Origin of the sequence: Hymenobacter telluris (genome assembly GCF_017313265.1) — a bacterium.
Classification (GTDB): domain Bacteria; phylum Bacteroidota; class Bacteroidia; order Cytophagales; family Hymenobacteraceae; genus Hymenobacter; species Hymenobacter telluris.
Window position 1 is genome coordinate 100265 of the sequence record NZ_JAFLQZ010000005.1, and the last position, 21661, is coordinate 121925.

17 protein-coding genes are annotated in these 21661 nt (G+C 58.4%); 14 read left to right on the forward strand and 3 right to left on the reverse strand.

Annotated elements, in window-relative coordinates; genetic code table 11:
* Positions 1-20: 20 nt before the first annotated feature.
* The 7 genes from J0X19_RS10035 (at position 21) to J0X19_RS10065 (ending at position 10783) form a co-directional block, all read left to right on the forward strand.
* Positions 21-1397 (forward strand): hypothetical protein, encoded by a 1377-nt coding sequence (locus J0X19_RS10035; protein WP_206984222.1) that lies wholly within the window; start codon positions 21-23, stop codon positions 1395-1397.
* Positions 1398-1412: 15 nt separating this feature from the next.
* Positions 1413-1823 carry a hypothetical protein gene (locus tag J0X19_RS10040; RefSeq protein WP_206984223.1) on the forward strand — a complete coding sequence of 137 codons (411 nt, stop codon included), beginning with the start codon at positions 1413-1415 and terminating at the stop codon, positions 1821-1823.
* Between the two features lie 210 nt (positions 1824-2033).
* Positions 2034-3518 (forward strand): hypothetical protein, encoded by a 1485-nt coding sequence (locus J0X19_RS10045; protein WP_206984224.1) that lies wholly within the window; start codon positions 2034-2036, stop codon positions 3516-3518.
* 204 nt (positions 3519-3722) lie between these two features.
* The gene (locus tag J0X19_RS10050) at positions 3723-7193 is read left to right on the forward strand and encodes a hypothetical protein (RefSeq protein WP_206984225.1); all 3471 of its coding nucleotides are present in this window, start codon (positions 3723-3725) and stop codon (positions 7191-7193) included.
* A gap of 10 nt (positions 7194-7203) precedes the next feature.
* Entirely contained in the window at positions 7204-8565 is a 1362-nt protein-coding gene (locus J0X19_RS10055; protein ID WP_206984226.1) for a hypothetical protein, read from the forward strand.
* 22 nt (positions 8566-8587) lie between these two features.
* On the forward strand, positions 8588-10099 hold the full coding sequence (locus J0X19_RS10060; RefSeq protein WP_206984227.1) for a hypothetical protein: 1512 nt from the start codon (positions 8588-8590) through the stop codon (positions 10097-10099).
* Positions 10100-10111: 12 nt separating this feature from the next.
* On the forward strand, positions 10112-10783 hold the full coding sequence (locus J0X19_RS10065) for a hypothetical protein (RefSeq protein WP_206984228.1): 672 nt from the start codon (positions 10112-10114) through the stop codon (positions 10781-10783).
* 100 nt (positions 10784-10883) lie between these two features.
* On the opposite strand, the gene J0X19_RS10070 is transcribed toward J0X19_RS10065, so the two are convergent.
* Entirely contained in the window at positions 10884-11885 is a 1002-nt protein-coding gene (locus J0X19_RS10070; protein WP_206984229.1) for a sugar phosphate nucleotidyltransferase, read from the reverse strand.
* 293 nt (positions 11886-12178) lie between these two features.
* Between J0X19_RS10070 and J0X19_RS10075 the strand changes: the two genes are divergently transcribed.
* From J0X19_RS10075 to J0X19_RS10085, 3 genes are all read left to right on the forward strand, one after another.
* On the forward strand, positions 12179-12757 hold the full coding sequence (locus J0X19_RS10075; protein ID WP_206984230.1) for a LemA family protein: 579 nt from the start codon (positions 12179-12181) through the stop codon (positions 12755-12757).
* A 91-nt stretch (positions 12758-12848) separates the two neighbouring features.
* A complete protein-coding gene (locus tag J0X19_RS10080; protein WP_206984231.1) occupies positions 12849-13310 on the forward strand; it encodes a TPM domain-containing protein in 462 nt (153 codons plus the stop codon).
* Entirely contained in the window at positions 13307-14122 is an 816-nt protein-coding gene (locus J0X19_RS10085; protein WP_242582411.1) for a TPM domain-containing protein, read from the forward strand. Before J0X19_RS10080 ends, J0X19_RS10085 begins: the two co-directional genes overlap by 4 nt.
* A gap of 75 nt (positions 14123-14197) precedes the next feature.
* Here J0X19_RS10085 and J0X19_RS10090 read toward each other — a convergent pair whose 3' ends face one another.
* On the reverse strand, positions 14198-14797 hold the full coding sequence (locus J0X19_RS10090; protein ID WP_206984232.1) for a 3'-5' exonuclease family protein: 600 nt from the start codon (positions 14795-14797) through the stop codon (positions 14198-14200).
* A 138-nt stretch (positions 14798-14935) separates the two neighbouring features.
* On the opposite strand from J0X19_RS10090, the gene J0X19_RS10095 reads away from it, so the two are divergent.
* Positions 14936-15811 carry a glycerophosphodiester phosphodiesterase family protein gene (locus J0X19_RS10095; protein WP_206984233.1) on the forward strand — a complete coding sequence of 292 codons (876 nt, stop codon included), beginning with the start codon at positions 14936-14938 and terminating at the stop codon, positions 15809-15811.
* A gap of 117 nt (positions 15812-15928) precedes the next feature.
* Here the strand turns inward: J0X19_RS10095 and J0X19_RS10100 are convergent, their stop codons facing one another.
* Complete coding sequence (locus J0X19_RS10100) at positions 15929-16498, reverse strand: DUF1684 domain-containing protein (protein WP_206984234.1); 570 nt, start codon at positions 16496-16498, stop codon at positions 15929-15931.
* Positions 16499-16824: 326 nt separating this feature from the next.
* Here J0X19_RS10100 and J0X19_RS10105 point away from each other — a divergent pair, with 326 nt between their 5' ends.
* The 3 genes from J0X19_RS10105 to J0X19_RS10115 are packed head-to-tail and all read left to right on the forward strand — an operon-like array spanning position 16825 to position 21641.
* The gene (locus J0X19_RS10105; RefSeq protein ID WP_206984235.1) at positions 16825-17625 is read left to right on the forward strand and encodes a hypothetical protein; all 801 of its coding nucleotides are present in this window, start codon (positions 16825-16827) and stop codon (positions 17623-17625) included.
* 56 nt (positions 17626-17681) lie between these two features.
* Positions 17682-20459 carry a TonB-dependent receptor gene (locus J0X19_RS10110; protein ID WP_206984236.1) on the forward strand — a complete coding sequence of 926 codons (2778 nt, stop codon included), beginning with the start codon at positions 17682-17684 and terminating at the stop codon, positions 20457-20459.
* Entirely contained in the window at positions 20460-21641 is a 1182-nt protein-coding gene (locus tag J0X19_RS10115; protein WP_206984237.1) for a DUF4249 domain-containing protein, read from the forward strand.
* Positions 21642-21661: the final 20 nt, after the last annotated feature.

Sequence of the window (21661 nt, forward strand, 5' to 3'; positions counted from 1 at the left end):
CCCTAAACCTTGGTTCTGCTATGTCGGAAGTTTCTTTGTTTCTGCGCGGCAAGCGGCGCACTTCTTTTTCTTCACCGCTAGCGGCCGCAAGAAGTTGGTATTTCGCTTTCGCTCTGGGGGTAGTAGCGTTAAGCAGCTGCGGCACCGACTCTGCCAGCACCGAAACCACTGACCCCGGCACCACTACTACCCCGCCGGCCACAGCAACCACGCCGGCCAAGGCCGCGCCGCTACAGGTGAACGTGTTTTTGGAGCTGTCGGGGGGGATGAAGGGCTTTATGCCGGTTAATACCACGGCCACCGAGCCCACGGCGTTCCAGAAGCGCATCAGCCTGCTGGCTTCACGCACCAACAGCAACCCCGCCGTGGAGCAGGCGCAGTTCTGGCTGTCGCTCAACAAAACGCCTCAAACCAGCACCTACGCGCACTTTCGGGATGTAGTGCAAGGCGACACCAAGGAGGCGGCCCTGGGTACCGAGCTACCTACCATGCTGGAAAACATTCTGGCTCAGCCCAACGCCGCCCAAAAGGTGAATGTGGTCATCTCCGACTTCATCTACGGTCCCCAGCGCCAAGCCGACGTAGCCGTTATGGGCGTCCGCATCACCGATGCGCTGGCCGCTGCCACCCGCAAGCAGCTGGCCGTGGCCGTGCTGGCCGAAACCTCGGCGTTCTACGGCACTTTCCACCCGGCAGTGAAAACGCCCAAAGAACGGATTCAACTGAAAGGGGAAAGCCGACCGTATTACATCTGGATCATCGGGCCAGCCGCGGCCGTGGGGCGGTATCTCAACGAAGTGGCCCCGGCCGTTGACGCCAAAACCCAGCAAGCCTATTTCGGGCTGAGCTTCCCGAAAGTGCCTTACGCAGCGGTACTTACGCAGGTGCCCGCCACCAGCCCGCTAGCCCCAACGAGCGAGGGCAGCGGCTCTATTTCCTACGCCGGAGCCGGTGTAAGTACGAATCTGGAAGTGTCGGACGTTAAGGACGGCGTGGATTTCACCGTTGCCCTCGATTTAGCGCAGCTGCCTGCCGCTTGGCGGGAACCCAGCTTTTTGGCCCGCAACTTGCAAGCCGACCTGCCCGGTGGCGCCGCGAAGCTGGTGCCCAACTCGGTGAAAGTCGTGAGCGGCACGCCTAGCTTGGCGGCGTACACGCACACCGTGCGGGTGCACCTCACCAGCTTGCCCAAGGAACCGGCTACGCTCACCTTGCGCTTACCGGCGCCGAACGTTCCGGCCTGGGTAACACAGTGGAGCACCGAAAACGACAACCGCACCGGGCCGCTCAACCAAACGTACCGGCTCACGGAAATCATGACCGGGCTGCGCGACGCCTTCCCACAACAGCTGCCCACCGTATTCACGGCTTCGTTCTCCCTTTCCAATCAAGATTAATCTTCTCATCCCTGTATGCAGCAATTCTTCAACAGCCTGTACACCGTTGCCATTGGGCTGCTCTATGACCGCAAAACCCCGCTCTACGGGCTCTATAAAGCAGAAATCTTCAACGCCACCGGCCTCTACACCGTCCTGACGGTACTGGCGCTGGTGGTGGTGTTTTATTACGTTTTCAACCATTTCATTCCGGCCCTTACCCACCTGGGGCTGTACCGTCCCATTCATTGGTTGCTGGTGCTTTTGCTGGTTGCTGGTCTGGGCGCGCTGCTGGCGTGGCAGGTAAGTATCGGCCAGGGTGCCACCTCCGACCCCTACATGCGCTACTTCATCCTGACCAACACCTGGATAGCGCCGTTGTGGTTCGTGCTGTTCTCCGTGGCCTTGAAGTGGGGCTCCCATCACGCCCGCCGCACTCCTTTTTAGCAGCATCAGCACTTTAGGCACGTCATGTCGAACAGAGTGAGACATCTTGCGTGCTGACGTTGCCAAACTATATGTCATGCTGAGCTTGCCGAAGCATCTCTCCCGCTTCGCCTAAACCGTTGTAACGAAGCGGGAGAGATGCTTCGGCAAGCTCAGCATGACGGGCTTTCAGCCAAATATTAACTCCGACTTCCTTTCCAATTCCAGAATATGGCTCGTCTTTTCATTTTTGCCGTAGGTGGTACCGGGGCGCGGGTGCTTCGCTCCCTCACCATGCTGCTGGCCGCTGGCATGCGCCTGCCCGACTGTGACCAAGTGGTTCCCGTGCTAGTTGACCCCGACACCCAGAACGGGGACGTCACGCGCACCGTGGATTTGCTGAAGCGCTATTCCCGCATCCATAACGCCCTGTATCAGGATGGTCAGCACCCAAAAGGCCAGGGCTTTTTCGGGCAGCCGCTCACCACGTTGGCGCAACTGAACACTGCCGGAGTTGATGGCCTGCGCGACTCGTTTGTGTACGACTTCGGCGGCATCAATCAGTCGTTCAAAGACTACATTCACTACAACGAGGCCTCGGTGGAAACCCGAGGCCTGCTCGACCTGCTCTTCACCCCCGACAGCCTCAACGCCAGTCTGGATTTGGGTTTCCGCGGCTCCCCGAACGTGGGCAGCGTGGTACTGAACTCGTTGGTGCAGGCGCCGGAAATGCGCTACCTGGCGCAAAGCCTCAACTCCGAGGACCGGGTGTTTTTCGTGAGCAGCATTTTTGGTGGTACAGGGGCGGCTGGGTTCCCGCTGCTGGTGAAAAACCTGCGCGACCCGGACGTGGATTTGCCGCAGCCCTCAGTGCGGGCCAAGGTACCGGCCGGGGCACTGGTGCTGCTGCCGTATTTCAAGCTGCAACAGCCCTCGGCCCAGGAAAAAGCCGATGGCCAGGACTTCATCGACTCCAACACGTTCATCACCAAAACCAAAACGGCCCTCAGCTACTACGCCGAGCACCTCGATGGGCTGGAGTCGTTGTACTACCTCGGCGACCAGGCCGGTCAGCCGCTGCCCAACAACCCCGGTCGGGCCGAGCAGCGCAACCAGGCTCATTTGCTGGAATTGCTGGGCGCGTTGTCGGTGCCGCATTTCCTGGGGCAGCCCGCCAATCAGCTCGACCGGGGCAGCCCGGCCTACCACGAGTTTGGCTTGAAGGAAGACAAGGCCACGTTTGATTTCGGGCAGCTGCCCCCGGCTTTGCGCCGCGACGTGGCCCGCCCGATGATTCAGTTTCACTACTTCGCGAAGTATTTCCGGCAGCACTTGCTGGAAGAGAAAAACGCGCCGCTCTACAAAGGCGGCAAGCTGGCTCAGCACCTGCCCGCCAGCACCGGCCCCCTCGCCGACCTCACCGACTTCTTCACGGAGTATGAAAGCTGGCTGCGCGAATTGGGCGTGAGTGAGCGGCGCTTCGGGGCCCTGCACCCCGACGAAACCGACTTCAACAAGATGGTGGCCGACAAAATCATTGCCACCGGCTTCTTCAACAAAGGCCTCACCGACGACGTGCTGCGGGCCGAACTGAACGACGCCGTGGGCAAAACCAACCTCGACAACCCCGACGCCTCCCGTGCCCTTCGCTGGATTGTGGAAGCCTTCAACAAGGCCACCGATAAAGTGGTGGATACCAAGCTGCAATACTCATAGAAGCTCGTTGCAGAGGGCACCTCACCCCTAGCCCCTCTCCGAAAAGAAGAGGGGAACTAGAAATAGATTTTAGTTCTAGTATGCTAGAAGCTAGTCCCCCCTCTCCCCTAGGAGAGGGGGCTAGGGGGTGAGGCCCCCGCCACAACGAGAATCAATACCAAAAGCTAATAGCCAAGGGCTATCAGCTAATAGCTTAAAGAAAAAATGGCCAAAATACTCCGCCTGCACCGCACTGGTTCCAGCACCCACGAAGGCTGGGGCCGGACCGGCAAAATCGGCAAAAACGAAATTGAAGGCCCCAGCGGCATCCTGGACCCCGAAGGGGGCCGGGCCGAGCGAGTGGCCGTGGCTATTCCGTCGCCGTTTGCGCGGCTGCACCTCGTAGAAACGGCGCTGGCTTACGTGAGCAACGCCGGCAGCTCCGCTCCCACCGATACTGTGCATCACCAGCTGGTAGGCCAGTTTTGGGACCTGTGGGAGCTGACGTTCAACTACTTCCAGCGGCGGCAGCCCGGCCAGCGCCTGAGCGTACGTACCTGGAACCGCGCCAACGAGCTAGCCAAGCTGGATGCCCAGCCGACCACTCGCCCGCTGGCCCAGGCGCTGCGTTTGTATCTGAACGACAAGCGCTTTGTCAACCTCACCGAGCTGCACCTGTTGCACTTCCCTGGCGCCACGCCCAACGAAGCACCCCAGCTACTTGGTGGTACGTCGCCGCTGACGCTGTTCTTCCCGGCGCCATCGGTGCGGGCGTTGCCGGTGCAGCGGCCCGAAGGTGGCGGCCAGTATTTCGATGGGCGCTACGTGGGCTTGCACCAGCGCGAGCAGGCGTTTCAGGATTTCGTGTACCAGCAGTTTGTGGTGGATACGGCTCTGGCCCGCCTGGCACCAGCCGTGCGCAACGTCCTCGACCCCAACATTCTGAACAAGTGGGGCCTGGACGGCACCGCGCAGCTAGCCGATTACCCCGACTTGCAAGCCGACCAGACCGGCAACCCGGTAGTGGTGGCGGGCGTGTCAGTGCGTATTCGGCCTGACCAGAGCATTGTGCGCAACTCCGACTTCACCATTCGGCCCGACCGGCAACCCGCGCCGGGCTGGCCGCTGCCGAACCCGCTGCCGCTGGTGCTGCGGCCGGGCCTGCAAATGCCGGGCAAGTTCTACTACAACAACTCCCAGCTCGGCGACAGTGGCAACAAGATTCCGGCTGCCGACCCGCGCGCCCTGGCCGACCGGACGCTGCCGGGCCCGGAGCTGGCCTACCCCTACCTCACCCTCAACGACCTACTGGAAGAAACCCTGTTGACCGTGCCCTACGAGGTGGATGGCAGCCGTTTCGTGACTGGGCAACTGAAAGTAGCCCCCGGCTACAAGCCCACCTGCTGGCCGCTGCTGCCCGTAACGCCGCTGTACTTCGACTACTTCACGCCGGCCGAGCTAGCTACCCAGCTCACTATGGAGCTAGACCCGGTATGCGTGCGGGTGCGGCTGCGGATTCCGGTGGCCGGCGGTTTCACCGTGGACTATGAGCGCGCCTACTACCCCAACCCGCGCACCGAAGGACTCGGCCGTTTGCTGGTGACCAACGTAGGCTTGTCGGTATTCCCATTTGTGAAAATCCTGGACGCGCCGCAGCTCAACGACTTCTACAAGGTGATGCTGGTGGACGCTAACAACATCGACCCGAGCTTGGTGAACAAGCCGGTGGAACTGCAATTCGGGGTGAACGGCCGGCTGTTGTCGAGTACGGGTACCGAGCAGAGCGCCACGGCCTACCGCCGCACTGCTAAAACCGGCACCGACGAAGGCAGCACCTACTACGAAGTGAAAGGCACGCCCTTCGACTACGTGCAAATCAGTAACCCCGCGCCGGCTGCGGGTCGGGCGCTGGTGGTGCCCAAGTGGCGCGAGGTGCGCCAGGGCACCAAGGAGTTCCGCTTCGCCATCGACTTCGGCACCACCAATACCCATGTGGCCTACCACGACGGCCCCAGCCATCCGCCCCAGCCGTTCGGTTTCGGGCCCGATGATACGCCGGTGGCCCTGCTGAAAAAATCGTCGGAAGAATCGGATTATGCCGCGTACGAGCAGTTGTATCGGGGCGTGGAAGACGACCCGGCGCACGGCATTCAGTTGCGGCGCTGGCAACGGTATCAGCAGCGCGAGTTCGTCCCGTCGTTTGTGGGCGCGGCCGGTTCGCCGTACCAGTTCCCCATCCGCACCGCCACCAGTGAATCGGCAGGCTTTTCCATCGAGACACCTAAGTTACTGGCTAACATCAACGTAGGTTTCGGCATCAACACCGAGGAGGAAACCAACGACTCGTACCACACCAACCTGAAGTGGGGCGAAACCGGCGAGGCGGCCCGCCACCGGGTGCGCATGTTTTTCCGCGAGATGTTGCTGCTGTTCAAGTACAAAGCGGCGCTGCACGGCGGCAACATTGGCGCCACCCAAGTGGTGTGGTTTGCGCCGCTCAGCTTCTCGGCCTTCAGCCGCGACTTGTACCAGCGCGAGTGGGACACGCTGTTCCGGGAGATTTTCCAGACCAACCGCAGCACCACCTACCTGCCCGAGTCGTCGGCACCGTACTTCTTCCTGACCCGGCGCGGCCTCGTGACGCCCGGCCCCGGCGAAAATGCGGCCTTCATCGACATTGGGGGTGGTACTTCCGATGTACTGTTCTACTCCGACCAAACCGCCGATACCAGCGGCCCGCGCAAGCACCATCCGGCGTTCAGCACCTCGTTCCGGTTTGCCGGCAACGAGCTGTGGGGCGACGGGGCTGCCGACGTGCGCGGCAGCAAAGACAACGGCCTCGTGCGCTTCGGGCTGGACAGCATCAATGCTCATCCGCTGCCGCAAACCAAAGCCGCCGAAATAGCTGTGAAGTGCCTAGCCGTTGTGCAGGCCAACCCGGCGTTTGGCTCCGAGGAAGTGGCCAGTTTGCTGTTCAACTACGAGCGGGAATTCCAGTTTGGGGAGCGGCTGCTTATGGCCCAACATCTGCGGGTGTTATTCTACCTGCACTTCGGATCCATTGTGTATCACTTGGGGCAGGTAACGGCGCTGCGCGGACTAGCCGCTCCTCGCTACCTGTGCTTCACAGGCCGCGGCAGCTTGTACCTACGACTGCTGTGCCCCAGCAACTTACGGCCACTGGAGCAGGTAGCTAGCTTGATTCTGAGCAAAGTAATGGGCGTACCCGCGCCGGCCAACTTCAAGATTGTGCTGGCCGACGACCCAAAGCAAACCACCGCCAACGGGGGCGTGCTGGCTACTGGCCTCGATGCAGAAAGCACCGCCGAAGTGCCGCCCATCGTGCAGCCCATTGGCACCGGCGCGGCCGATGCCGCCGAAAACCACCCGCTGTTCCCGTCCGACATTACCGAAGACGTGAAAAACGCAGTGCTGGCCAACGTGGAGAAGTGCCTCACGCTGTTGCTCACCGACCCGGAACTGGTAGCAGCGCAAAACAACCTGGGCATCAAAAACCCGCCCGGTTTGGTTCTGCGCGAGTTGAAAGACGCCCTAGCCGACTCGTTCAACCTGGGCCGCCAACGCTACGCTAATACACTGCCCGCTGGCGAGCCAATTCCTGAAACACTGTTTTTCCTGCCACTCAAGCACGCGTTCTACGTGTTGTCGCAGAAGCTCCACGATTCCGCCCGCTAAGTCCTCGTCTATGTCGATACGTTATCGGGTACTTTGCTTGCTGATGGTGCTGGGCCTGGCTGGTTCGCCAGGGATAACGCGCGCCCAAACCGCCCCCGTGGCAACCAGCCAGGACGATAACCTGAAGGGCCAAATCTGGACGGTTACCGCCCGGCGCATTTGGGTGGATGTGAAGCCCAAGCAGCCCCAGGCACTCCAGCCCTGGGCCACTGGCACCGACTTCACCAACTGGGTACTCGCGCAGAAGCAAGACAAATCGGAACTAGGTATCCTGCGCGGCGCAGTCATCGAGCGGATTGGTAAAGGACAAACCGGTAGCGCGGCGCAGGTGGCCCAAGCCATTGTAGACGAAGTAGCCCAGCGCCGCGAAAAGAAAGTAGGCGCCCTAGCCCGCGTGGACGTGGTAGCCCTCAACACGGAGTTGACTCCGTTTATTCAGCTAGCCACGCCCGCCGATACCGCCGCCGTACCCGATGAGTCTCTGGCCCCGGCCACCAACGCAACGGCCCAAATCGAGCAGCCGGCCCAGACCGACTACCAGGACACCATACCCGAAACCACTTCGGGGCCAGAGCCCATGGTGGCTCCAGTACAGGTAGCACCTACTTACTGGGGCATGTCGCCGGCCGTGGCGGGTACGTTGTTGGCCTTGCTCGGTGCCTTGGTAGGCGCAGGGCTGACGTACAACCGCATGGAAAGTGCCCGCCGCAAGCGTCGGCGGCACTCTTCGTCGCACATGGTGGCTACCCCCGCCGTTGAACCTGAAACGCAGTCTGTTATGAATACGCCCCAATACCGGAAGCTGCTACGGCAGAATCAGGACCTCCAAAAACAGCTCGACCAGTTGAAAAAGGAGTTAACCGACTTGAAAGCACGCGTAACAGGTGTACCTGCTGCCCCCCTCAAAGCCGCACCGCCCAGACGTACCGCTTCTACCCCACCGCCCCCGCCGCCAGTGCAGGCACCAGCCGACGACCACGACGACCTATTGAACGTTGGCCTCGGGACTATTGCGTCGCCGGAGCCTGCGTATGAGCAGCCGTCCGCACAGTTGCCACCCGCTACGCGCTACGGCCCGGTGCAGGAAACGCCATTTGTGGAGGAGCGCAAGATTGTGGACAACCCGCTGCCGCAGCTGGCCTTGATGCTCACCATCAACCCGCGCAACCCCGACCAAGCCAGCTTCACGCTCAACCCGCACGTCAACCAAAGCATGCTCATTGGCGACGGGCTGAACCGCTTGCAGAAGTTTTTCGAGTACGACCCGCCCGTGGGCCGCATCAACTCCGTAGCAGCAGCAGCGGCGGGCACGCTCCAGCGCCAGGCCGATGGCTGGCAGGTGGTGGAACGCGCCCGGCTCATCATTCGTTGAGCCCTACTTGTAACTGATTGTCATGGTTTTACAGATTATTGAAATCCTCCTGATTCTCGGGCTCATTGCCTGGCAGGTGTATATTTTTATTGGCAACCGGCGCCTGATAGAGCGGGTGCAAACTATGTACCCGTCCACCAACCAGATGGGCGTGGAGCAAACCACTATTTCTGATTTCAACGAGACGCTGGAATACGACGCCGTGACGGCCACCAGCACCAGCCCGGAGTTCAGCCGCATCGTCACGGATACCAACGACTACCTGCGGGCCAACATCGGGGCCGCCGCCGAATTCAACACCCTGCGAGACATTTCCGAGCGGGAAGCGGCGCTGCTGGATGCCGAAATTGAAGCCCAGATTTCCACGCCGCTGTACCTGGGGCTGCTGGGCACGTTTGCGGGCGCCATCTTGGGTTTGCTGGCCCTGGTGAATCCGTTTGGCGCTACGGACGTCACTGACCCTGCGGCTTCGTCGTTCAACAACGATGACGTGACGCACTTTTTGGGCGGCGTACTAATTGCCATGTGCGGCAGCTTGTTTGGCTTGGGTTTCACGCTGTGGGGCAACCAACTGCTGAAATCGGCCCGGGCCACCCGTGACCGGCTCAAGAACGGCTACTACAACTTCCTGCAAAAGGCGCTGCTGCCCAAGCTCAACTCCGATATGCAGCGGAGCATGAACAGCTTGCAGAACGTGCTGGATGCCTTCAATGAGAAGTTCTTCTCGAAGGTGCAGGACGATTTCATGACCCGCATTGCCGATTTCCTGCCCCGCGTAACCGAGAACATCAGCATTCAGAAAGATTTCCTGGAAAAGCTCCAGCAAATCGGCTACACCGAGTTGGCCAACGCCACCATCAAGGTATTCGATAGAGTGGACAAGAGTGCGGGTTCGTTCGAGAAGTTTCTGGGGTACCAGGAGGCGCTGAACGTGTCGGTGGAGAAGGGCGCCGAAACCGTAACGACTATTACCGCCTTATTAAACCGGCTTACCGCCTTGGAACAGTCGTTGAATCAGGTGCCGGGCTACTTGCAGGAGCACGACAACCGCGTCAGGGAGCAGGCGCGGTTCTTTGGCGAGCACCACGCGCTGCTGCGCAACATCAGCCAGGGCGTGAACCAGGCGCTGAATGAAGACGCTACCTTGATGCGGGCCGCGCTGGACCAGCGGCGCGAGGAGTTCGAGAAGCAGGCCCAGGCGGCGCATGCGCAATGGAGCGCCCACTTCCGGCAGCTCAACAAAGACAACATCTACGAGAAGATTGTGGAGTACATGAGCCCGTTTCAGCAGCTCCCCACCCAGCAGATGCAGCTCAACCGCTTGCAGGAAGACCAGGCCCGGCGCAACACCGAGGCCCTGCAAGCCATGCAGCGCCAGCTCGAACAAAACCAGCAGATTCAGGCCCGGCTGCTGCAACAAACCGACCGCACGCAGGATTTGCTGGACCGCATTTTGGAGCCGAACTGGTTCCAGCGCACTATTCTGGGCAAGAAAACCCCGCCCCGGCGCTCCGACGGTTCCTCTCCCCGCTAACCTCCGCCGCCGGTGAAACAAAGCAAAGATTTTTTCTGGCCCAGCTACGTGGACCTGATGACGGCCCTGTTCCTGACCATGCTGGTGCTGTTTGTGCTGAGCTACAAGCTGTTCCAGGACAAACAGTCGGGGTTGATAGCCGCCAACGCGCAGTTGAAAGTACAGCTCAAGGAGAAGCGGAAAATCGATGAAATAAAGGAGGCGCTGAAGCGGCTGGAAGACCCGCGCTATTTCGTGTACAACAAGGATTTCAAGCGCTACGAGCTGAATTTCGAGGTGGAATTCCGGCCCGGCCGTTACGAGCTACCTGCTGCCTCACGTCAGCCTTTGATTGAAGCCGGCCGGTTTTTGCTGCGCCAGATGCAGAGCCTCAAACAGGAAGCGGGCATCCAGTACCTGGTGCTCATCGAGGGCCGCGCCGCCATGGACCCACGCTTCCCCGCCGACCACCCCATTAATGCCGATTTACAAGCCGTTCGGCAGTTGAGCTACAACCGCGCGCTGGCCGTACTCTACCTCTGGCGCGAAGCGGGCATCCGGTTTCCGCGCAACGTGGAGCTGGTGCCCGGCGGCAGCGGCTACCGCGGCGCCGGCCGCTACACGGGCTTCCAGCGCGAGCAGCGCAACAAGCGCTTCATCATCCAAATTCAGCCGAAAATAGGCTCGTTGGATGCAAGTAGGTGAAATTGTGAGGTGGTGAAATAGTGAGTTTGATGTTCCAACCGCGCAATCTGCGCAAACAGAACATCAAATTCACTATTTCACCACCTCACAATTTCACCGCTTAGCTATAGTCGATTTCGGTGTTGTCGCCGATGTTGAGGCTGTGGCGGGTGCCTTTGAACAGGGCGTCGGAGCCAACGATGCAGTCGTGCATGACGGCGGAGCGCAACTCACTGTACGAGCCGATGATGGACTCGCTCAAGATGGTGTTCTTGACGATGGTTCGGTCGCCGATGGCCACGTTGGGGCCGATGATGGAGTTGCTGATTTCGCAGTCTTTGCCGATGCTAACCGGCGGGATGATGATGGTATCGGGAAACTCGGGGAACTCGCGGCGGTCCAGGAACTCAGGGCGGTTGAGCAGGCGGGCGTTGGCTTCCAGCAACGAATCCTTACGGCCGCAGTCAAACCAGTTATCCACGGCGGCGGTGGTCATTTCGGCCCCCTCCTGAATCATCATCATCAAGGCATCGGTCAGCTGAAACTCGCCGTGGGTGCGCAGCTCCTGGCTGATAAGGCGCTCCAGGGCGGCGGCCAGCCACTCGGCATTGGCAATCTTGTAGAGACCCACCAGCGCGTAGTTGGACTTCGGAATGCGGGGCTTTTCCACCACTTTAGTTACCTGGCCATTAAGGGCAGTTTCCACCAGCCCAAACATGGATGGTGTTTTCACTTCCTTCACGGCCAACACGTTGCCCGAGGTCTGCATCATGGCGGGCAGGTCCACGTCCACGATGGTGTCGCCGAGCAGAATCAGGATACCGTCGGCTTCGTGGCGAAACGTGTCGCGGGCCAGCCACAGGGCGTGGCCGATGCCTTCGCGGGGCTCCTGCACCACAAACGTGCTCTTTATCTGGGGGTACGCACGGCGCACGTAGTTCTCAATCTTTTCGCCCAGGTACCCGATAATAAACACGAATTCCTGCACCCCGGCCACGCTTAGGCGGTCGATGATGTGCCCCAGGATGGTGTTGCCGGCCACGGGCACGAGAGACTTGGGCTGCGTGTGCGTGTGTGGGCGCAAACGCGACCCAATACCTGCAACAGGAATAATAGCTTTCATGAGCAACAGAGCGTGGCGTAAGTCCGCAAAATAGCGAATAGCGGCGGGAGCGGCCGCATAGACAACCGTCGGGGCGTGAATTCGTACTTTGGCACGATGAAATAGTGGAATTGTAAGAGCACGTAACCCGCAAGCCAGCCGCTCTGTTCTGCAACTCCTAAAATATTATGCAACGGTAATATTATTTACTATTGCAAAAGCACCGTATGAGGCTGCGGCAAGCGGCCGGACCGGGCCGGCTTCTCATCTGTTCACCGACTTTCCATTTACCAACTCTCTCCCTCCTTCTTTTTATGAAACGTTTCCTTCTTTACTTCGCTGGCCTGGTGCTTCTGCTCTCGCAATCGTCGTGCGGCTACAACGGCATGGTGAGCCGCGACCAAACCGTGAAAGCCCAGTGGGCCAACGTGCAAAGTGCCTACCAGCGCCGCGCCGACCTGATTCCGAACTTGGTAAACACCGTGAAAGGGGCCGCCAACTTCGAGAAAAGCACCCTGACCGATGTGGTGAATGCCCGTGCTAAGGCTACCAGCGTGCAACTCAACGCCGATAACCTGACGCCCGAAAACCTGAAGCAATTTCAGGAAGCGCAAAGCCAGCTGAGCAGCGGCTTGGGTAGGTTGCTGGCCGTGTCGGAAAACTACCCCGAGCTAAAAGCCAACGCCAACTTCCAGGAGCTACAAGCCCAGATTGAAGGCACCGAAAACCGCATTAATGTGGAGCGCAACAAGTTCAACACGGTTACCAACGACTACAACGGCTTCGTGAAGTCGTTCCCGAATAACTTGTTCGCGGGTATGTTTGGCTTCAAAGAGAAGCCTTATTTTGAGGCTGATGCGGCTTCGCAGAAGGCTCCTACGGTTCAGTTTTAATTTAGTGCTTTGTGCCTAGTGCTTCGTGCTTAGGGCTTTGTCCTGAACACCCTTTAACTAAGCACGAAGCACTAGGCACAAAGCACTAAAAATGAACAACCCCCTCACCTCCGAGCAGGAAGCCGCCTTAGTGGCTGCTATCCGGCAGGCTGAAATCACCACATCCGGCGAAATACGGGTGCACCTGGAAGACAACTGCCCCACCCCCGAGCCCCTCGACCGAGCGGCGCAGGTATTTGCCGAGCTGAACATGCACCGCACCGCCCAGCGCAATGGGGTGCTGTTCTACCTGGCCTGGCAAAGCCGGCAGTTTGCCGTCATCGGCGACGCGGGTATCAACTCCGCCGTGCCCGACGAATTTTGGGAAACCACCAAAGAAACCGTGCTCAGCCAGTTTCGGAGTGGTAAATACGTGGTGGGCCTCGAACAGGGCATCAAGATGGTGGGGGAGCAACTGAAACGGTATTTCCCTTACAACGCGGTGACTGACACAAACGAACTCGACGACGCCATTTCATTTGGCAGTGGCACGCCGAAGCCCCCCCGCGCATGATGCAGCCTCTCCCTGTACTTTACCGGACCTGGCTTCGGCAGTTGGTCTTGGTGTTGTTGCTGCTAAGCCAGCTCAGCGCCTGGGCTCAGGATACGCCCCCTCGTCCCTCACCGCCGCGCCTCGTAAATGATTTGGCGGGCATGATGAGCGCCAGCGAAGTGGACGCTTTGGAGCGCAAGCTGGTAGCCTACAACGATTCCACTTCCTCGCAGATTGCCGTAGTGACCGTGCCCACGCTCGGCGACTACGAAATTGCCGACTACGCCCAAAAGCTCTACGAAAGCTGGGGCATCGGGCAGAAAGGCAACAACAACGGCGTACTGGTGCTGGTAGCTAAGCAGCAGCAGAAGGCCCGCATCCAGACTGGCTACGGCCTGGAAGGGGCCATTCCGGATGCGCTGGCTAAGCGCATCATCACCAATACCATCGTGCCGGCTTTCCGGGAGCAGCAGTATTATCAGGGCCTGGATAGAGCTACGGACCAACTGATTGCGCTGGCCAAAGGCGAATACAAAGCCGACCAAACCACCGCGCCCCGGCAGCGCCGCAGCAACGACAGCAGCGGCTCCGGCTGGACGTTCTGGGTGATTATTGCGGTGCTGGTGCTGTTCATGATTTTCCGCTCGAAAGGCGGGGGCGGCCGCAACAACCGCGGCATGGGCGGCGGCATGATTCCCCCCATCATCTTCGGTGACTTCTCCGGTGGCCGCGGCGTATTTGGCGGCGGCGGGGGCTTCGGTGGCGGCGGCGGTGGCTTTGGCGGTTTCGGCGGCGGCAGCTCCGGCGGCGGCGGCGCCAGCGGCGACTGGTAGAGGTGAAATGGTGAGTTTGATGTTCTGATGGCGCTAGCTGCGCAGTTAGAACGTCAAACTCACCATTTCACCACTTCACAATTTCACCTCTTTGTAGAGCGGCAGCTCGTAGAACGGGCGCAGCAGTTGCACCACGTCTAGGGCGTCGGCCAGGGCTTCATGGGCTACGGTATCGTCTTCGAAGGCGGCGCGGGCTTTACAGATTTGCATGGTAGGCAAGCGGGAGTCTTTGCGCCAGTTGAGGTAGAAAGCCGCGGGGTCGAGCATGGCGGGTTCGGCTCGTACCAGGGTGCCATAGCCAGGCAGCTCGCGCAGAAAACCCAGGTCGAAAGAGGCAATGTTTTTGCCGGCCATCGTTACGGCTACGCAGTCTTTTTTGTCGGGCCGGAAGCCGTGGAGCAGCAGAAACTCGCGTAGCTGAGGCAGCAGTTCCTCGGGAGTGCACAGCTCGGGGTTAGGTTCTTTGCCGGCTAATTCCTGCAACAGACGGGCATTGAGCGCCAGGGCGCCGGCTGTGCCTACGTACTCGGGGTGGCGCACTACGCGCCGGAAGGCAGGCAGCTCAGCTAGTGGCAGCGGGTGCTTGGTATCTTCTATTACGGCGGCCAGTTCCAGAATCTGATGGCGCTGGGGCCGGCCGCCGGTGGTTTCGAGGTCGAGGGAAATGTAGCGCATAGATTTGGCTGTACGGCGGCGGCTAACACGCGTTGAAGGAGTTCAGGTTTAATAATAGCGTAACACTGTCTGCGCCAAACCACATGCGGCGGGGTTATACCTTGCCAGGATACACCTACTTTTTACGTAGCAGTAAGTATGCGGCTTCTTGTTTTGCTGGCTTTATTCCTCGTTGTACTTCGCGGCAACGCCCAAGCTCCCACCGCCTTCGACCGCCAAGGCCACCGGGGCAGCCGCGGCCTGATGCCCGAAAACACCATTCCGGCGATGCGCAAGGCCTTGGACTTGGGGGTAACTACGCTCGAAATGGACATGCTGGTTAGTGAAGACAACCAACTGCTTCTTTCGCACGACCCGTTTATGAATGCTGACTTTGTGCTAACGCCCGAGGGCCAGTTAATTGCTAAAGCCGACGAGCCCAAGCACCGCCTCTACCACCTGCCCTACGCCACCATCCGGCGCTACGACGTGGGCAGCAGCGGCAATGCCAAGTTCCCGCGCCAACAAAAGCTACGCACCTACAAGCCCCTACTTACCGAAGTCATTGACTCGGCAGAAGCTTACGCCCGCTTGAAAAAGTTGCCCGCGCCGCGCTACAACATCGAAACCAAAACCACCCCGGCCGGCGACGGTACGCTACACCCGGCCCCGGCGCAATTTGTGGAGCTGCTGCTAGCCGTGGTGCGCGCCAAAGGCATTGCCAGCCGCGTCACCATCCAATCCTTCGACCCACGCACCCTAGAGCTGGTGCACCGTGCCGAGCCTACCTGGCGCACAGCGTTGCTGGTGGATAACCTGCAAGGCTTAGCGGCAAATCTGCAGCGCCTCAGCTTCCAGCCAACCATCTACAGCCCTCACTACAAGCTGGTTACCCCAGCCTTAGTAGACGACTGCCACAAAACCGGCCTACAGATTATTCCCTGGACTGTCAATTCCGCCATCGACATCGAGCGCCTCACCCAGCTCCACGTGGACGGCATCATTACCGATTACCCGGACTTATTCAAACAATAAAACTACAGCACTCAAACGGTATGCCGGGCGCCTTGGGCAGTTTATTGCCCAAGGCGCAATATTTACGTGGATAGCAGGTCATAAGTAGTTGGAATCAGGATTTCGACCACTCACTACTTAATGGTCACTCATGACGCCGGCCTCAACGGCTACTGGCAGGCGGTTTTCGGGAGGTGGCACCGGGCACGAATACGCGCTGCTATAGGCACAAAACGGGTTATAAGCCCGGTTGAAATCCAGCACCACCTGCCCGTTCTGAATCTGGCCCATCCGTAAGTCGAGGTAGCGGCCCCCGCCGTAGCTGCTGCGCCCGTTGGTGAGGTCGGTGAAGGGCACGAACAGGTAGTCTTCGTAGCCCTTGCGGCGCAGCAGGTCTTGGCTTTGGTACACGGTTAGGTGCTGGGGTTGGCCCTCAAGCGAGAAATGCAGCTCGCCGTACTTGCGGTACATGGCTTTGCGGTCGGTGCTGGTAGGCATGGCAAATGGCGCCTGCAACGAATCACGCACGAAACGGGCCAGTACGCAGGCTTCGTAGCGCACCGGAAAGAACGGCAGGCTCGTGAAGTTACGCCGGGTAGCAGGCGGCAGCGGCGAACGGGCAGCATCCCGATATTCGGCGTTCAGCTCCGCTTGAAAATCAGCTACCTGCTTGTTGTGTTCCGCCTTTGAAAGAGGAATTGGCAGCATGGCTTGCGCTTGGGCACAAACGCTGCATACCCATAGCAAGCACGCAACTAAATAAGGTTGTTTCATACCTCAAAGAAAGCAACCCCTACGGAATTGGGCAGCACCAGCCGCTTGTCATTTACCACGGCTTTCCTGCGTTGCAACTTTTGTTGCCAGATCCAAGACTATTGGGCCCTTGGTATGCTCAGTCACCTATCCTGCAAGCTACTGTTGAGGTTGCGCTACGGGCTTTGAACAAATTTAGTTATTGAACAATTTTAATTGTTACTTTTCAGGTATTCAGTGCTAGACTTTTCTTACTTATCCCATTTGCAGTATAGTACCTCATGCCCCAAAACTACCAGTTGTTACAGGTGCCTGCTATCAGTTCCTTGTTTAAGCGGATAGTATATATCCTGCATTTACTATGCATTTTATTCGGTAGCCAGCAGGTACGTGGGCAAACCAGGCCTGATACCAGCCGCTCGGTTTCCGCGTCGGTGGCTGTGCTTGAAAAGCGGTATGCACAGGCGTTTGCGGCACATCCGCAGCTGTACAACGGCCCCGAGTATGTGGATTATGCCAAGCGCTACCACGCCCGCATCGGCCACCAGTACTTCCTTACTGACAAGCAGCAACCGGGCAGTGTGTACTACAACAACCACTACTTCTCAGACTTATTGCTGAGCTACGATGTTGTGCTCGATCAACTAGTTATCCAGCACGTGACTAGCCCGCTGTTATTACGCTTTATCGATAAGGATGTGCGTTCCTTCACTATCGACCAGCACCGTTTCCTTCGCATCGAGACGGATAGTACCGCTTCCACTGCTTTCCGCACCGGATATTACGAGGTGCTCGTAGACAGCGCGGTGCAACTGCTGGCCAAACGCGCCAAAAGGCGGCAGGAAAAGCTGAACCAACGGTATGTGGATATTGAATTTTCTTCTATCGACAGGCTATTTCTTAGAAAGAACAGCACCTATTATCCCGTCAAGTCGAAAGGCTCGTTGACGCGCCTCTTTGCTGATCATAGCAAGGAAGTACAGAAGTATATTCAAGACAACAAGCTGAGGTTCAGGAAAGCCTCGCGCGAAGCCGACATCGTGCAGCTGACCCGTTATTACGCTGGCCTGCGCCCGCAGTAGTTTGCTTCCGCATTGCCTCGTTCTCTATCATCTGTTGCCACACCCTGTTATCCTATATGAGGCACGCTTACTTTTTGCTTATTACGCTTTTATTCAGCTCGTTAGGACTACCCTCCCAAGCGCAGCAAACCGCCGAAAAAACTATTAGTGGCGACTTTCAGCACGTACCGTTCGGGCAGTTTGTGGCGCTGCTGGAAGCCCGCTCCGAGTACCGCTTCTACTTCGATCCGCAAGCCGTTGACAGCCTCTACGTTACGCTGCTGGTGCAAGACCAGCCCGTGCGGAGCGTGTTGGAGCGTGCCTTCCAGAATACGCCCTACCGCTTCGCCATCGACGACGAGCGGCGGGTGTTCGTTACGGCGGGCGTTGAGCTGGACCCGGTGTTACCGCCCCGCTTTTTCCGGCCCGCAGGCAGCAGCGACGTAGCCGCCGCACCGCGCCCAGCCGAAGCCGTGCCTACCACGGCGCCGGGCCGGTCGCGGTACGTGCGCGAGGCCGAGTATAAGGTGTACGAAATTGGTAACGGCGGTTCTGGTAGCGGCAAAGCCACGCTGGCGGGTCATATTCGGGAGTTGAAATCAGGCGAGCCGGTGATTGGGGCCACTATCTACACCGAAGCGCCCGCCGTGGGCACCAGCACCGACCAGTTTGGGTACTACTCGCTCACGCTGCCGGTGGGCCGCCACGACATCAAAATCCGGGGTATCGGCATCAAAAACACCAAGCGCCAGGTGGTGCTACGGGCCGATGGTAAGCTGGAAATCGAGGTGGAAGAAGACATTACACCGCTGAAAGAAGTGGTGATTGAGGCCGAGAAAGACAAGAACGTAACCGGCATGCAGATGGGCCTGGAGAAGCTGGACATCAAAACCATGCGCCAGGTACCTACTGCTTTCGGCGAAACTGATATCCTGCGGGTGGTGCTCACGCTGCCCGGCGTGAAATCGGTGGGCGAAGGCAGCACCGGCCTGAACGTGCGCGGCGGCGCCACCGACCAGAACCTGATTCTGTTCAACGGGACTACCATCTACAACCCCTCGCACTTGTTCGGCTTCTTCTCGGCGTTCAACCCCGATATTCTGCAAACTGTGGAGCTGTACAAAAGCGCCATCCCGGCCAAGTACGGCGGCCGGTTATCGTCGGTGCTGGAAATCAAGACCCGGGAAGGCAATAAAAAGAAGTTTTCGGGCTCGGGCGGCATCGGGCCGCTAACCAGCCGCCTCACGTTGGAAGGCCCCATTGTGAAAGACAAAACCGCCTTCATCGTGAGTGGCCGCACCAGCTACTCCGACTGGATTTTGAAGCGCCTCGACAACAGCTCGTTCCGCAACAGCTCGGCCTCGTTCTACGACGTCAGCGCCCACGTCAGCAGCCAGCTCGACGACAAGAACACGCTGTACGCCACCGGCTACCTCAGCGCCGATAAGTTCCGGCTGGCCAGTGACACCTCGTATAAGTACGTAAACCAGAACGCCAGCTTGAAGTGGCAGCACAACTTCAACAACAAGCTCTACGGCGTGCTTACGGGTGCCTACAGCCGCTACGCTTACGACATTACCAGCGAGAAAAACCCGGTAAACGCCTCCAGTCTGAAATACGGCATCAACCAAACCAACGCCCAGCTTGACTTCAGCTACTTTCCTAATTCCAAACATACTATCGACTTCGGGGTCAGCACGCTGCGCTACGACATCTCGCCGGGCAGCCTGACCCCAAATGGGGCCGAATCGTTGATAAGCCGGGATGTACTGGAGCGGGAACAAGCCCTGGAAAGCGCCCTCTATGCCTCCGACCGGATCGACATCAGCCAGCGGTTGTCGGTATCGGTGGGGCTGCGCTACTCCTTGTTCAATGCGCTGGGGCCGCGCGACGTGTATCGGTACGCGCCGGGCGTATCCCGGAGCGAAAGCACCATCACCGACACCGTGCGCTACAGTTCAGGCAAAGTACTGGCCACCTACCACGGCCCCGAGTACCGGGTATCGGCCCGGTATGCGGTGTCCGACAACTCGTCGGTGAAGGCCAGCTACAACCGTACGCGCCAGTATATTCACCAGCTCACCAACACCGCCTCGGTGTCGCCGGCCGACATCTGGAAGCTCAGCGACGCCAACATCCGGCCGCAGCTCGCCGACCAGTACTCCATCGGCTACTACCGCAACTTCAAGTCCAACACCATCGAAACGTCGGTGGAAACTTATTACAAGTCGTTGCGCGACTTTGTGGACTACAAAAGCGGCGCTACGCTCATTCTCAACCACCACATTGAAACCGACATTGTAAATGCCGAAGGCAAGGCCTACGGCGTGGAGGTGATGGTGAAGAAATTGACCGGCAAAATCAACGGTTGGGTTAGTTACACCTATTCCCGTTCATTGGTGCAGGTAAACACGGGTACCACGGCCGAGCAAATCAACAGGGGCCGCTACTACCCCAGCAACTTCGACAAGCCCCATGATGTGACGCTGATTGGCAACTACCGTTTCAGCCGCCGCTTCAGCACCTCCCTGAACTTCAACTACAGCACCGGCCGCCCCATTACGCTGCCGCTAGCCAAGTACTACGTAGCCAACTCGCTGCGCGTGTACTACTCCGACCGCAACGCCTACCGCGTACCCGACTACTACCGCGCCGATTTTGCGGTTAATATCGAAGGCAACCACAAGGTGAAGAAGTTGGCGCACAGTTCCTGGACGGTGGGCGTGTATAATCTCACAGGCCGCCGCAACCCCTATTCCATCTATTTCAAGTCGGAAAACGGGCAGATCAAAGGCTACAAGCTCTCCATTTTCGGCCAGCCTATTCCTACTATCACCTATAACTTCAAATTCTAGATGCGCGCATTATCCCTTTCTTTCCGGCTGGCTGTGCTGTGGTGCTTAGCGCTAGCCTTGCCCGGCTGCATCGACCCCTACATGCCCGATGCCATCAGTACCACCAAGAGCTATTTGGTAGTTGACGGCTTCATCAACAGCCGCGGCAGTACCAGCATTAAACTGTCGCGCACGTTTGATATTGATGCCAAAACAGCCCCACCTATTGAAACACGGGCTACACTATTTATTGAGGAAGAGGGAGGTACGCGGTATGCCGTGCCGGAAACTAGCGTGAAGGGCACCTACACTTCGGCGAGCCTGACGCTGAATCCAGCCAAGAACTACCGCCTCTCCATTCGTACATCGGCAGGCTTGGAGTACGCCTCGACCTTCGTGCCAGTAAAAACCACACCGCCTATTGACGCTGTAACTTGGCGACCTTCAGAAAATGGCTTAACTATCTATATAAATACTCATGACGATACCAACACAACAAAATATTACCGTTGGGAATACGAGGAAACGTGGGAAATCAAGCCTCCTTATTACCCTCAGATTGAATACAAAAACGGGCAAATGCAGGATATAACGGTACCGTTTCCTACTATTTGCTGGGGTAATAGCAACTCATCCGAAATTAAAATCAGCAACACCACCCGCCTGACGCAGGATGTAGTGGCGGATTTTCCGCTCCGTGCCCTTCCTATTACTTCCGACCGGCTAGCTTATCGATACAGTATTCTGGTGAAACAGTATGCTCAGACTGCGGAAGAGTATATACACTGGGATTTACTTAAAAGGAACACCGAAAATATCGGCACTTTGTTCGACCCCTTACCTACACAACTTACTGGTAATGTGCAATGCCTGAATAATGCCGCCGAGCTTGCTTTAGGCTATGTTGGAGCTCATTCCACGGAGCAGAAACGGATTTTCATTTCGCGCACAGAGCTCCCAAGAAATTGGCGTGTTACTAATGGTTACGAAAACTGCGTTCCACCCGACACCGTTTTTCTGAAAAACACCCGCCTCGACGGAATAGCCGCACTCTTACAAAGCAATTTCAGCTCTCCTCTTTATCTACCTATTGATGTACTTTATTTACCCACGGGACGTGTATCAGGGTATTTAGCTAAATCCAATGACTGTATTGACTGCCGCACGCGGGGCACGGCCGTGAAGCCCAGCTTCTGGCCCTAATTGTCTTACGTGAACTATAT

What these genes read in the sequence shown, in the direction of transcription:
- J0X19_RS10100 (WP_206984234.1), bottom strand. Translation starts at nt 16,498, where the DNA reads ATGCTGCCAATTCCTCTTTCAAAGGCGGAACACAACAAGCAGGTAGCT.
- J0X19_RS10085 (WP_242582411.1), top strand. Translation starts at nt 13,307, where the DNA reads ATGATGCAGCCTCTCCCTGTACTTTACCGGACCTGGCTTCGGCAGTTG.
- J0X19_RS10035 (WP_206984222.1), top strand. Translation starts at nt 21, where the DNA reads ATGTCGGAAGTTTCTTTGTTTCTGCGCGGCAAGCGGCGCACTTCTTTT.
- J0X19_RS10060 (WP_206984227.1), top strand. Translation starts at nt 8,588, where the DNA reads ATGGTTTTACAGATTATTGAAATCCTCCTGATTCTCGGGCTCATTGCC.
- J0X19_RS10095 (WP_206984233.1), top strand. Translation starts at nt 14,936, where the DNA reads ATGCGGCTTCTTGTTTTGCTGGCTTTATTCCTCGTTGTACTTCGCGGC.
- J0X19_RS10080 (WP_206984231.1), top strand. Translation starts at nt 12,849, where the DNA reads ATGAACAACCCCCTCACCTCCGAGCAGGAAGCCGCCTTAGTGGCTGCT.
- J0X19_RS10075 (WP_206984230.1), top strand. Translation starts at nt 12,179, where the DNA reads ATGAAACGTTTCCTTCTTTACTTCGCTGGCCTGGTGCTTCTGCTCTCG.
- J0X19_RS10070 (WP_206984229.1), bottom strand. Translation starts at nt 11,885, where the DNA reads ATGAAAGCTATTATTCCTGTTGCAGGTATTGGGTCGCGTTTGCGCCCA.
- J0X19_RS10105 (WP_206984235.1), top strand. Translation starts at nt 16,825, where the DNA reads ATGCCCCAAAACTACCAGTTGTTACAGGTGCCTGCTATCAGTTCCTTG.
- J0X19_RS10050 (WP_206984225.1), top strand. Translation starts at nt 3,723, where the DNA reads ATGGCCAAAATACTCCGCCTGCACCGCACTGGTTCCAGCACCCACGAA.
- J0X19_RS10090 (WP_206984232.1), bottom strand. Translation starts at nt 14,797, where the DNA reads ATGCGCTACATTTCCCTCGACCTCGAAACCACCGGCGGCCGGCCCCAG.
- J0X19_RS10110 (WP_206984236.1), top strand. Translation starts at nt 17,682, where the DNA reads ATGAGGCACGCTTACTTTTTGCTTATTACGCTTTTATTCAGCTCGTTA.
- J0X19_RS10040 (WP_206984223.1), top strand. Translation starts at nt 1,413, where the DNA reads ATGCAGCAATTCTTCAACAGCCTGTACACCGTTGCCATTGGGCTGCTC.
- J0X19_RS10055 (WP_206984226.1), top strand. Translation starts at nt 7,204, where the DNA reads ATGTCGATACGTTATCGGGTACTTTGCTTGCTGATGGTGCTGGGCCTG.
- J0X19_RS10045 (WP_206984224.1), top strand. Translation starts at nt 2,034, where the DNA reads ATGGCTCGTCTTTTCATTTTTGCCGTAGGTGGTACCGGGGCGCGGGTG.
- J0X19_RS10115 (WP_206984237.1), top strand. Translation starts at nt 20,460, where the DNA reads ATGCGCGCATTATCCCTTTCTTTCCGGCTGGCTGTGCTGTGGTGCTTA.